11 protein-coding genes are annotated in these 11,590 nt (G+C 69.9%); 4 read left to right on the top strand and 7 right to left on the bottom strand.

From position 1 onward, the window contains the following. Positions 1-146: 146 nt before the first annotated feature. The 5 genes from A5696_RS23560 to A5696_RS23540 form a co-directional block, all read right to left on the bottom strand. The gene (locus tag A5696_RS23560) at positions 147-2,171 is read right to left on the bottom strand and encodes a penicillin-binding protein 2 (protein WP_067883399.1); all 2,025 of its coding nucleotides are present in this window, start codon (positions 2,169-2,171) and stop codon (positions 147-149) included. Continuing rightward, positions 2,168-3,346 carry a hypothetical protein gene (locus A5696_RS23555; protein ID WP_067883398.1) on the bottom strand — a complete coding sequence of 393 codons (1,179 nt, stop codon included), beginning with the start codon at positions 3,344-3,346 and terminating at the stop codon, positions 2,168-2,170. The genes A5696_RS23560 and A5696_RS23555 overlap by 4 nt, the downstream gene beginning before the upstream one ends. After that, on the bottom strand, positions 3,343-4,548 hold the full coding sequence (gene rsmH, locus A5696_RS23550; RefSeq protein WP_156738563.1) for a 16S rRNA (cytosine(1402)-N(4))-methyltransferase RsmH: 1,206 nt from the start codon (positions 4,546-4,548) through the stop codon (positions 3,343-3,345). The genes A5696_RS23555 and rsmH overlap by 4 nt, the downstream gene beginning before the upstream one ends. Beyond that, on the bottom strand, positions 4,523-4,954 hold the full coding sequence (gene mraZ, locus A5696_RS23545) for a division/cell wall cluster transcriptional repressor MraZ (RefSeq protein WP_066913393.1): 432 nt from the start codon (positions 4,952-4,954) through the stop codon (positions 4,523-4,525). Before mraZ ends, rsmH begins: the two co-directional genes overlap by 26 nt. A 464-nt stretch (positions 4,955-5,418) precedes the next feature. Further along, a complete protein-coding gene (locus A5696_RS23540; RefSeq protein WP_067883396.1) occupies positions 5,419-5,820 on the bottom strand; it encodes a DUF3040 domain-containing protein in 402 nt (133 codons plus the stop codon). Between the two features lie 326 nt (positions 5,821-6,146). Here A5696_RS23540 and A5696_RS23535 point away from each other — a divergent pair, with 326 nt between their 5' ends. Together A5696_RS23535 and A5696_RS23530 are read left to right on the top strand one after the other, a co-directional pair. Continuing rightward, entirely contained in the window at positions 6,147-6,731 is a 585-nt protein-coding gene (locus A5696_RS23535) for an N-acetyltransferase (RefSeq protein ID WP_067883395.1), read from the top strand. Positions 6,732-6,828: 97 nt separating this feature from the next. Beyond that, on the top strand, positions 6,829-7,476 hold the full coding sequence (locus A5696_RS23530) for a DUF3153 domain-containing protein (RefSeq protein WP_067883394.1): 648 nt from the start codon (positions 6,829-6,831) through the stop codon (positions 7,474-7,476). Here the strand turns inward: A5696_RS23530 and A5696_RS23525 are convergent. Beyond that, complete coding sequence (locus A5696_RS23525; RefSeq protein ID WP_067883419.1) at positions 7,473-8,357, bottom strand: mycobacterial-type methylenetetrahydrofolate reductase; 885 nt, start codon at positions 8,355-8,357, stop codon at positions 7,473-7,475. The genes A5696_RS23530 and A5696_RS23525 overlap by 4 nt on opposite strands. A 211-nt stretch (positions 8,358-8,568) precedes the next feature. Here A5696_RS23525 and idsA2 point away from each other — a divergent pair, with 211 nt between their 5' ends. Continuing rightward, positions 8,569-9,627, top strand: coding sequence for a bifunctional (2E,6E)-farnesyl/geranyl diphosphate synthase (gene idsA2 / locus A5696_RS23520; protein ID WP_067883393.1), 1,059 nt, complete (start codon positions 8,569-8,571; stop codon positions 9,625-9,627). Positions 9,628-9,631: 4 nt separating this feature from the next. Next, on the top strand, positions 9,632-11,170 hold the full coding sequence (locus A5696_RS23515; protein ID WP_067883392.1) for an alpha-(1->6)-mannopyranosyltransferase A: 1,539 nt from the start codon (positions 9,632-9,634) through the stop codon (positions 11,168-11,170). Here A5696_RS23515 and A5696_RS23510 read toward each other — a convergent pair. Beyond that, the gene (locus A5696_RS23510) at positions 11,157-11,561 is read right to left on the bottom strand and encodes an Rv2175c family DNA-binding protein (protein ID WP_067883391.1); all 405 of its coding nucleotides are present in this window, start codon (positions 11,559-11,561) and stop codon (positions 11,157-11,159) included. The genes A5696_RS23515 and A5696_RS23510 overlap by 14 nt on opposite strands. Positions 11,562-11,590: the final 29 nt, after the last annotated feature.

Raw genomic sequence — 11,590 nt, 5'->3', positions numbered from 1 at the left:
GCCACACCTCCCTCCGTCGGCTCCCCTGTCGCACGATCAGCCCTGACACCCTACCGAGAAGGGGCACAGCGCCGAGATCGACGCCAACCCGAGCGAGTAGACCGCACGCTAACGTCGATCTCGCCGGGGGCGGGTGCCGGGTCGAGCTAGGTGGCCTGCAGGGTCAGCGGCGGACCCGGATCCGGTGACAGCGGCACGTTCTCCCGCTGCATCAGCCAGCCGGCGATGTTGTGGAACAAGGGGGCGGCCGAATGCCCGGGCGAGCCGTCGGCGTTGCGCTGCGGGTTGTCCATCATGATGCCGACCACGTAGCGGGGATTGTCGACGGTGGCCATGCCGGCGAAGGTGATCCAGTAGACGTCGTCGAAGTAGCAGCCGCAGCCGGGGTTGATCTGCTGGGCGGTGCCCGTCTTGCCGGCCATCTGGTAGCCGGACACGGCGGCGGCCGGCCCGGTGCCCTGCTGGTAGCCCATCGGGTCCTTCTGCACGACGGCGCGCAGCATGCCGCGCACCGTCTGCGCGGTCTGCGGCGAGACCACCCGAATCCCCTCCGGGCGCGGTTCCTCGGTCCGGGTGCCGTCGGGCGCGATGGTGGCCTTGATGATCCGCGGCGGCACCCGCAGGCCGTCGTTGGCGATGGTCTGGTACATGTCGGTCATCTGCAGCAGGGTCATCGAAAGACCTTGGCCGATGGGCAGGTTGGAGAAGGTGCTGCCCGACCATTGGTCAATCGGCGGCACCAGGCCCGCGCTCTCACCGGGCAGCCCGACGTTGGTGCGCTGACCCAGCCCGAACTTGCGGACCATGTCGTAGAAACGCTCCGGACCGACGCGCTGCGCCAGCATCAGGGTGCCGACGTTCGAGGACTTCCCGAACACGCCCGTGGTGGTGTAGGGCATGACGCCGTGGTCCCAGGCGTCGTGCACGTTGACCCCGCCCATGTTGATCGAGCCGGGCACGTGCAACACCTCGTCGGGGTTGGAGAGGCCGTATTCGATCACCGATGACGCGGTGATCACCTTGTTCACCGAGCCCGGCTCGAACGGCGAGGACACCGCCAGGTTGCCCAGTTGCCGGTCGCCTTGACGACCGATGTCCTGGGAGGGGTCGAAGGTGTTGTCGTTGGCCATCGCCAGCACCTCACCCGTCTTGGAGTCGAGCACCACGGCCGAAACGTTGTGCGCCCCCGAGAGATTCTTGGCCTGCTGGACCTGCTGCTGAACGTAGAACTGGATGTCGTCGTCGAGGGTCAGCTGGACGGTCGATCCGTTGACCGCCCGGTGCCGGTTGCGGTAGCTGCCGGGGATGACGACGCCGTCGGAGCCGCGGTCGTAGGTGACCGAGCCGTCGGTGCCCGACAGCACCGAGTCCAGCGAGTCCTCCAGCCCCAGCAGCCCGTGGCCGTCCCAGTCGATGCCGCCGACGATGTTGGCCGCAAGCGATCCGCCCGGGTACTGGCGCAGATCCTGCCGCTCGGAGCCGACCTCGGGATACTTCTCGGAGATCGCGCTGGCCACCGCCGGGTCGACCGCACGCGCGAGATAGACGAAGTTGTCGTCGCCCTGCAGCTTCTTCAGCACGGTCTGGAAGTCCGGCTTGTTGTTCAGCCGGGTCGAGACCTCCTTGGCGATGTCACGCAGCCGCTCCTGCGGATCGGGGGCGGTCGGGGTCTTCTTCTTCGCCTCCTCGAGTTGCTGGCGAATCCGCTTGGGCTGGAACGTCAAGGCGCGCGACTCGATGGTGAACGCCAGCTGTTGGTTGTTACGGTCGACGATGCTGCCGCGGACCGCCTTTTCGACATCGGTGACCTTGAGCTGTCCGGCCGCCTGGGCCCGCAGCTTGGGGGCGTCCTTGACCTGCAGCACGAACAGCTGGGCCGCCGCGACCAGCATCAGCACCAAAATGACGGCATTGCCGGCCCGATGCCGAAAAACGAACGACGCGCCGCGCGATCCCGCCTCCACGATCTGACGGGTGCGCCGCTCGCGCGCGGAGTGCCCGGTGCCCACCGCGTCGGGCCGGGTTTGCTTGGCCTGCTTGGCCTTCCTCGCCTGCCGTGGCTCCTTCAGCGTGGGTTGCCGGACGGCCTTGGCCTTCTGTGGTTTACCCGGAGCCCGGGGCGATCGCGCCGGCTGCGACCGGCGCGTCCGCCCGGCCTCGCCGCGGATCACCGGGCGGCGCCCGGCGTCGCGGCGGTCATCGGCCCGAACGGCGCGCCGTTAGCCGGCGCGCCCGGCTGCGGCGCCGGCACCCCGGGTGCGACGGGCTGCGGGGGCCGCGGACCCGGCTGCACCGGTAGCGGCACCTCCGCGGGCAGCGGCGCGGGCGCCGGGGCGGGCGGCGGAACGGGCAGTCCCCCCAACGGGATTGACACCTCGGCGGGCACCGGAGGCGTCGCGGGTGCGGCCGGGCCCGGCAGCCCCGGCAACGGCACCACCCCCTGGAAGTGCCCGGTGGCCGGGCCGCCGGGCATGCCCGGCAGCGGCGGGACCGGCTGCGACGGCAGGTGCTGGCCGCCGACCGTCGACGACCCGTCCGGGGCCCGCAACAACGCCTCCGGTCCCTGCCTGGCCGGCACGGCCGGGCCCCCGGGGGCCGGCGGCACCCGGACCGGGACCTCCGGCGGCAGCGCCGGCGGTGGCGGAGGCGGCGGTGGCGCGTCGGAAATCTTGGTGTTCAGCGGCGGCGGCGGAACCCCGTCGGCCGGCTTCGGGGTGCCCACGACCACCCAGTTACCGGACGGGTCCTGGACCAGATGCGCGGTGTCCCTCGTCGGGATCATGCCCTGCTTGCGTGCCGCCTCGGCCAGCGCCGGCGCCGACTCCGCCTCGCGCACATCGCGTTCCAGCGCCTCCTTCTGCTCCTGCAGCATCCTGTTCTTCTCGCGCGCGTGGCTGAGCTGGTAGGAACGCTCCGCCGACGCGGTGGACAACCACAGCGTCAGGCCCAGCCCGAGGCCGAGCGCGCCGATGATCAACACGACAAAGGGAACCTTGGCGGCCAATGTCCGCGGCCGCAGGTCGATCGACGCCAGCCGGATGGCCAACCGCTCCGCCAACCTGGGTCGAACTGCTTTGGGCGCCTTGGCTTTTCGCGCCTTGGCTCGCGCCTTGGCCTGGCTGGCGCTCTTGGGCCGGCCCGGCCGCTCGACGGGCCGGGCGTTCGGGCTGGTTTGCGGGCCGGACTTGTGCGCACCGGCCTCGCGGGTGTTGGCCGAGGCCGGGCGCGTGCGCCGCGGCGACGCAGGATCGGCGGTGGCGCGCCTGCCCTTGCGGGCCGAACCGTCGCGTGTGCCACGACGGTCGCCGCTTCCGCGGCGCTTCGGCGTCTCGCGCTTTACCTTCATGTATCGCCTTCCCGGCTCGCCTGCTCTGGTTGCTCCCGCTGCCCCAGCCGTTGCAAGGCCCGTAATCGCACGGCGGCACTGCGTGGGTTGCGTTCGATCTCGGCCGCGTCGGCGCGTTCGGCGCCGCGCGTCAGCGACCGGAACCGCGGCTCGTGGCCGGGCAGTTCGACCGGAAGGTCCACCGGCGTGCGCGAGGCGACCGCGTCGGCGAACACACGCTTGACGATCCGGTCTTCCAGCGATTGGTAGGCCAGCACCGCGATGCGTCCGCCCACCCTCAGCGCGTCCAGGGCGGCGGGCAGGGCTTCGCGCAGCGAGGTCAATTCGTCGTTGACGGCGATCCGCAGCGCCTGGAAGGTGCGCTTGGCCGGATGCCCGCCGGTGCGGCGGGCGGGTGCCGGAATCGCTTGGTAGAGCAGGGCGACCAATTCCGCGGTCGAGGTGAACGGCGCCCGGGCACGCCGGCGGACGATCTGCGCGGCGATGCGGCGCGCGAACCGCTCCTCGCCGTAGCGGTGCAGGATGTCGGCCAGTACCGCCTCGTCGTAGGTGTTGACGATGTCGGCCGCGGTGAGCGCCGACTCCGGGTCCATCCGCATGTCCAGCGGCGCGTCCTGGGCGTAGGCGAAACCCCGTTCGGCGCGGTCCAGCTGCATCGACGAGACGCCGAGGTCGAACAGCACGGCGTCGACGGATTCGGCTGCAGCGTAACCGGATTCGGCCAGGGCGCCAGCCAGGCCGTCATAGCGGGTGTGCACCAGCGTGACGCGGTCGGCGAACGGGGCGAGCCGGTCGGAGGCGATGTCCAGCGCGCCAGGATCGCGGTCGAGCCCGATCAGCCGCAGGCCGGGCAGGTCGGTGAGGAACCGCTCCGCGTGCCCACCGGCGCCGAGCGTGGCGTCGACGAGCACCGCCCCCGCGCCGTCCGGGTTGTCGCGCGTCAGTGCGGGGGTCAGCAGCTCGACGCAGCGCTCCAGCAGGACGGGCACATGGCCGAAATCGCCTGAAACCTCTTGCACCGCAACGCCTTCCCGGGCTCCGCGGACCGCCCTCGCACCTCGGTCGGCCCGAAGGGCCGCCCTTGCACCCAGGTCCCTGTCCGAAGGCGCGAACCTGGCGTTGGGGAAGTACGCCAGGGTCGGTTCGGGCAGAGGCCACGATGCACGGGCATGCGCCTCAGATAATGTCGCCGAGTGCTTCATCGCTGGCCGCGGAGAAGTTCTCTTCGTGCGTCTGCTGGTAGTCGTGCCAGGCCTGCGCATCCCAGATCTCGAGGTAATCGACCGCCCCGATCACCACGCAGTCCTTCGACAGGTTCGCGTAGCGGCGGTGGTCGGCCGACAGCGTGATCCGCCCCTGCGCGTCGGGATGCTGCTCGTCGGTGCCGGCGGCGAGGTTGCGCAGGAACGCTCGCGCCTCGGGGTTGCTGCGCGACGTCTTGCTCGCCCGCCGCGCCAGCTGCTCGAATTCCGCCCGCGGGTAGACGGCGAGGCTGTGGTCTTGGCTCTTGGTGACCATCAACCCCCCTGCCAACGAGTCGCGGAACTTGGCGGGCAGCGTCAGCCGCCCCTTGTCGTCGAGTTTGGGCGTGTAGGTGCCGAGAAACACCAGCTCACCTCCCACACCGGTCACCCAAACACTTCAGCCACCATACCCCACGATCCCCCACTTTGCCCCATTACTGCGGTGTCGGCGCCGACTTTTCCCGGTCATCTGCCACCGATCGGGGTCACGTGGCCCGGCGGCGGGCGGCGGGGGCCGGTCGCGATGCGAGTGCGGCGCCGGAAATCCGCACGTCGGAGGCGCAAACCGGTGGAGTGGGGCGTGGTGGGGCCCGTCGGTGGGGCCCGGTGGGGGGCCAACCGGCGCCTGTGCCTCGATTTGGGCTCGATTGGGCGTCAGAAGGGACTCGACGCCCCTGTGCGGCCACCCGGCGCGTTGGGACCCCGCGACGATGGCGCCGAGACTGCGTCCAGATCGTGGAAACGACGCAGACGCACGCGCTCACTGCAGTCTCGAGCACGAAAAACGGGGCAGCCCAGCCGGCTACCCCGTGTCGTGTGGTGGTCGGTCTACTCGTCGAAGCGCCGCCGGAACCGGTCCTCCATGCGGCTGGTGAACGAACCGCCGCCCTTGTTGCGGCGCTGGCGGGCGGACCCGGGAGCCGACCCGGAACGGTCCGGCCTGCCGGCCAGCCGCGGGCCGGTGATCGCGTAGACCACGCCGCCGAACATCACGATGAAGCCGAAAACGCTCAGAATCGGGAAGCTTCCGATCATCGTGGCCCTGAACGCCACCCCCGACACCAGCATCGCCAGGCCGATGACGAATAACGCCGCGCCCTGCAGGCGCCGCCGCGCGGTCGGCGCGCGGAACCCTCCGCCACGGACGCTCGACGCGAATTTCGGATCTTCCGCGTAAAGTGCGCTCTCGATCTGATCGAGCATCCGCTGTTCATGATCGGAGAGTGGCATTCGTCCCTCCTTGCCGACAGTTTGGCACGTAACTATCGATAGCACGCGGATGCCCGTTGTAAAGGCAACTAACACAAATGATACGAGCTCAATCTGCGCTGTACCACCGGTTCGGCAGCGATTCTATCCCGGCCGCATCCCGACCCCGGCGTGGCCCTCAGCGACGCCGCGCGGTAACCGGCACGCGAAACCGGCGGGTGTGCCCGGCCCCGCGGGCCCCCGGCGCGACCGCTCGGCGCAACGTGGAGAGCCGCGTCGGATAATGACGACAGCGGCACGGGGCCGAACCCATACATGAAGTCACCGGATGAGGAGGGCACCGCGAGTTGGCGATATTCCTCATCGATCTGCCGCCGAACGATATGGAGCGCCGCCTCAATGACGCCCTCGCGGTCTACGTCGAGGCGATGCGATACCCGCGGGGCACCGAGAACCAGCGCGCCGCCATGTGGCTGGAACACGTCCGGCGGCCAGGCTGGCAGGGCGTGGCCGCCGTCGAGGCCGACGCCGGCGATGCGGCCGACCTGAGCGATGCCCCGCTGCTGGGCGTGGCCTACGGCTATCCCGGGGCGCCCGGGCAGTGGTGGCAGCAACAGGTGGTCCTGGGCCTGCAACGCGGCGGCCTGCCCCCCGCCGAGATCGCCCGGCTGATGAACAGCTACTTCGAGTTGACGGAGTTGCACATCCATCCCCGCGCGCAGGGCCGCGGCCTCGGCGAGGCGCTGGCCCGCCGGCTGCTCGCCGGGCGCGCGGAGAGGAACGTCCTGCTGTCCACCCCCGAGACCAACGGCGAGCCCAACCGCGCCTGGCGGCTGTACCGGCGCCTGGGCTTCACCGACGTCATCCGCGGCTACCACTTCGCCGGGGACCCCCGCGCGTTCGCGATCCTGGGCCGGGCGCTGCCGCTATAGGGCCGGGCCACGCATCTGGCACGATGACCTCGTGCACGCCAGCCCTTCCCCGCTTCGAGCCCGCGGGTTCCGCCGGCGCCGCCTGCTGGCCCTCGCCATGCTGCTGCTCATCGTGCCGCTGGCCAGCGGCTGCCTGCGGGTACGGGCGTCGCTGACCATCTCCCCCGATGATCTGGTTTCCGGGGAGGTCATCGCGGCGGCCAAGCCCAAGACGCCCAAGGACTCCGGTCCCCAGCTCGACACCAACAATCTGCCGTTCGGCCAGAAGGTTGCGGTGTCCAACTACGACAGCGACGGCTACGTCGGGTCGCAGGCGGTGTTCTCCGACCTGACATTCGCCGAACTGCCGCAGCTGGCGAATATGAACTCCGACGCCCAGGGCGTGAATCTGTCACTGCGCCGCAACGGCAACCTGGTGATCCTGGAGGGCCGCGCGGACCTGACTTCGGTCACAGACAACGACGCCGACGTCGAGCTGACCGTCGCCTTTCCCGGCGTGGTGACCTCCACCAACGGTGACCGGGTCGAACCCGACGTGGTGTCCTGGAAGCTCAAGCCCGGCGTGGTGAGCACCATGACCGCCAACGCCCGCTACACCGACCCCAACACCCGCAACTTCACCGGCGCGGGCGTCTGGCTGGGCATCGCGTCGTTCGCGGCGGCCGGCGTGGTGGCGCTGCTGGCGTGGATGAGCCGCGACCGCTCACCGCGCTTGACCGCCCCGCGCGACCAGCCCCCGAGCTAGGGCGACCAGTAGGCCAGCATCTCCGCAAACGTGTGAAACGCGGGCGCGGAAACCCCGTAGGTCGCTTCGAAATGGATGCTCAGCGGGAAGCCGAGTTCGCCGACGCCGTCGATCACCCGCTTGTACAGGTCGACCATGAGCTGGCGCTTCTTGTCCGGTTCGCTGGCGGCCAGCCTCTTGACGAACTCCTGCTCGCCGGCCACCGCGGCGTTGCCCGGATCCTGGATCAGCCAGTTGATCAGGCCGACGCGGCTCTCCACCTTGGGCACGAAGCCGAAGGACAGCAGGATCTCGGGCCGGTGATCGGTGTTCGCGGCGAAGTCGGTCAAAAAGCCCACGATGGCGTCGGAGTAGAGCAGCTGCGTCATGCCGTACGTCGCGCCCTGGTTGCACTTGAAGTTCAGCCGGCCTTGCTCACCCTCCCGGGTGGGGATGACGATCACGCCGCGGTTGCCCACGAGCTCGCGATAGATCGACAAGGCGTCGGTGGGTGCGACACCGGAGCCCTCCCCGTCGTTCATCGTGCGGGGCACGCCCACGAAGACCACGCCCTCCATCCCGGCGTCGCACAGAGCGGTGAGCCGTTGGCGCAGCGACGCCTCATCCATGAAAGCGGTGACCTGCGTGCACAGGCCGTGGAATCCGGGCAGCTCGGGCTTGATGATCGACCAGAAGTCCAGCACGTCCAGCTTCTGCTTCATCGCGACGGGACGATCGTCGTCCTCGGCGATCATCCCCGGGATCATCACGTGCCGGATCCGGCCCTCGAGGCCGAATTCGGCCGCGTAGCGCACCACTTTCGTCGCGTCGTCAAGCGCCCGCTCCTTGCCGTCTTCGACGTTGGGGGGCACCAGCTCGAGCGCGATGGTGTTGAGGCTCACGCGGCTCCTCTCCTTGCCGGGCCGGCCGCGCTGCGCCCCGCAGCGCCCCGGCACCCTCGCCAGCATAGGGGCGGGATAGTGAGGCAGTCGAAGCAACTGGGGGCGCCGAAGCGACATAAACTGTCGGCCCGGGAGCAAATACCCGTCACGCCGACCGGAAAGGGGCGCCGCGCTGAGCCCAAAAGCCGCAGAAGCAGGGGCAACCGTCGAGTTGACCGGCGCCATCACCGAGCAACTCCGGCGGTATCTGCGCGACAGGCGCGCCCAGAGCGGCTACATCAGCTCTGAAGGCGCCCACTTCGATGCCCTGATCGCGGCCCTCGAGGACTTCGTGCTGGGCGGCGGCAAGCGGCTGCGCCCCGCCTTCGCCTATTGGGGCTGGCGGGCCGTCGCGCCCGGTGAGCCCGATACCGAAGCGTTGCTGCTGTTTTCGGCGCTCGAACTGCTGCACGCCTGCGCGCTGCTGCACGACGACGTGATCGACGACTCGGCCACCCGCCGCGGCAAGCCGACGACCCACGTCCGCTTCGCGGAGCTGCACCGCGACCGGGGCTGGCGCGGTTCACCGGTGCAATTCGGGATCTCGGCGGCCATCCTGCTCGGCGACCTGGCGCTGGCCTGGGCCGACGACATCGTGTTCGGGCTCGACCTGCCGCGACAGACCCAGCGCCGCATCCGGCGTGTGTGGGCCGACATCCGCACCGAGGTGCTGGGCGGGCAATACCTCGACATCGTCGGCGAGGCCAGCGCCGCGGAGTCGATCGCGTCGGCGATGAACGTCGACACCTTCAAGACCGCCTGCTACACGGTGGCGCGACCGCTGCAGCTCGGGGTGGCCGCCGCCGCGGACAGACCCGACGTGCAGGCCGCCTTCGCGCAGTTCGGGACGGACCTCGGCGTGGCGTTCCAGTTGCGCGACGACGTGCTGGGCGTGTTCGGCGACCCGGCGGTGACCGGCAAGCCGTCCGGCGACGACCTGAGATCCGGCAAGCGGACCGTCTTGCTCGCCGAGGCGATGGAGCGGGCCGACAAGTCGGATCCGTTGGCGGCCAACCTGTTACGTACCTCCATCGGCGAGCGGCTGACCGACGCGCAGGTGAGTGAACTGCGCGAGTTGATCGTGTCGGTGGGCGCGCTGGCCGCCGCCGAGCGGCGCATCGCCGAGTTGACCGAACGCGCGCTGGCCACCCTCGCCGTCGCGCCCGTCAACGCGGCGGCCAAAGCCGGACTGACCGAGCTGGCCAGGATGGCCACGAATCGGTCCGCCTGAGGCCATGACAACCCCGTCGACCCCGACTCACACCCAGGCGGCCGATTCGCTGGCGGCCAAAAGGTTTGTCGCTCAGTATATTTCACGCCTGGCGTCGTTCGCCGCCACCCCGGAGGCCCGCCCGGCGAAGCTTGGCTTCCTCGGCTCCGCGCTGATCACGTTGGGCGGCCTGGGCGCCGGCAGCACCAAGCCGCACGACCCGCTGCTCGAAGCGCTGCACCTGTCCTGGCTGCGCTTCGGCCACGGGCTGGTGCTGTCGTCGATCGTGTTGTGGGCGGGCGTGGGCCTCATGCTGATCGCGTGGGTGGCGCTGGGCCGGCGCGCGCTGGCCGGCGACGCAACCGAGTTCACCATGCGGGCGACCACCGCATTCTGGCTGGCGCCGTTGCTGTTGTCGGTGCCCGTCTTCAGCCGCGACACCTACTCCTACCTGGCGCAGGGCGCGCTGCTGCGCGACGGTTTCGACCCGTACGCGGTCGGTCCGGTCGCCAACCCGAACGTGTTGCTGGACAACGTGAGTCCCATCTGGACGATCACCACGGCACCGTACGGGCCGGCGTTCATCCTGATCGCGAAGCTGGTCACGGTGGTTGCCGGCAACCACGTGATCGCCGGGACCATGCTGCTGCGCCTGTGCATGCTGCCCGGATTGGCCCTGCTGATCTGGGCGACCCCCCGGCTGTCGCACCACCTGGGCACCAACGGCGCACTGGCGCTGTGGATCTGCGTCCTCAACCCGCTGGTGCTCATCCACCTGATGGGCGGCGTGCACAACGAGATGCTGATGGTCGGCCTGATGGCCGCCGGGATCGCGCTGACGTTTCAGGGCCGCCACGTCCTGGGCGTCGTGCTGATCGCGGTGGCGATCGCGGTGAAGGCCACCGCCGGGATCTCGCTGCCGTTCCTGGTCTGGGTGTGGATGCGGCACCTGCGCGACCGGCGCGGATATCGCACCGTCCCCGCGTTCCTGGCGGCCACCGCGATGTCCGGGCTGACCTTCGCCGTGGTGTTCGCCGTCTTGTCGGCCGTGGCCGGGGTCGGGCTGGGGTGGCTGACCGCACTGGCCGGGTCGGTGAAGATCATCAACTGGCTGACGGTGCCGACCGCGGTCGCCAACCTGATCCACGCCCTGTGCAGCGGATTCTTCCCCGTCGACTTCTACGCCACGCTGCGGATCACCCGCTTTATCGGCATCGCGATCATCGGGGTGTCATTGCCGTTGTTGTGGTGGCGGTTTCGGCGCGACGACCGCGACGCGCTGGCCGGGATCGCGTGGTCGATGCTGATCGTGGTGCTGTTCGTCCCGGCCGCCCTGCCCTGGTATTACTCCTGGCCGCTGGCCGTCGCGGCCCCCTTGGCCCAGTCCCGGCGCGCGGTCGCGGCCATCGCCGGCCTGTCGACGTGGGTCATGGTGATCTTCAAGCCCGACGGATCGCACGGCATGTATTCGTGGCTGCACGTTTCGCTGGCCGCCGCGTGCGGGCTGGCCGCCTGGTATGCGCTGTACCGGACGCCCCAGGCCGGATCGGTCAGTACGCCATAGCCTGCGCGCGCCGCACGACTTCCCGCGCCTGGTGGGCGTGCAGGGCGTCGACCGGGCGGGCGTTGCTGATCGCGTCCCGGGTGCCGTCGCGCGTGATCGTCAGCGACGGATCCGGGGTGAACAGCCAGCGCATGATTTCCGTCTCGTGGTAACCGCCGTCGTGCAGGATCGTCAGCAGGCCCGGCAGGCTCTTGACCACCTCACCGGAGTGCGTGAAAAACACCTGGGGCACGACGACGCCGCCGCCGCGCTTCACCGCGACCAGGTGTCCCTCCCGCAGCTGTTGCTGAACCTTGCTGACCGATACGCCGAGCAATTCGGCGACCCGGGGCAACTCGTAGATGGGTTCGTCGGGGTCAAGAACGTCGTCCCCGGCCGGAACACTGCTCATCGCGCCAGTGTAGGCCCAGCTTCCCGCGT

The sequence above is a fragment of the Mycobacterium sp. E2699 genome (assembly GCF_001666745.1).
In the GTDB taxonomy this organism is placed as follows: domain Bacteria; phylum Actinomycetota; class Actinomycetes; order Mycobacteriales; family Mycobacteriaceae; genus Mycobacterium.
This window is presented reverse-complemented; position numbering and strand designations above follow the sequence as displayed.

Excerpts from the sequence above, each read along its gene's own strand:
- A5696_RS23555 (WP_067883398.1), bottom strand. The coding sequence starts at position 3,346 with ATGAAGGTAAAGCGCGAGACGCCGAAGCGCCGCGGAAGCGGCGACCGT.
- rsmH (WP_156738563.1), bottom strand. The coding sequence starts at position 4,548 with ATGAAGCACTCGGCGACATTATCTGAGGCGCATGCCCGTGCATCGTGG.
- A5696_RS23540 (WP_067883396.1), bottom strand. The coding sequence starts at position 5,820 with ATGCCACTCTCCGATCATGAACAGCGGATGCTCGATCAGATCGAGAGC.
- A5696_RS23530 (WP_067883394.1), top strand. The coding sequence starts at position 6,829 with ATGCTGCTGCTCATCGTGCCGCTGGCCAGCGGCTGCCTGCGGGTACGG.
- A5696_RS23515 (WP_067883392.1), top strand. The coding sequence starts at position 9,632 with ATGACAACCCCGTCGACCCCGACTCACACCCAGGCGGCCGATTCGCTG.
- A5696_RS23510 (WP_067883391.1), bottom strand. The coding sequence starts at position 11,561 with ATGAGCAGTGTTCCGGCCGGGGACGACGTTCTTGACCCCGACGAACCC.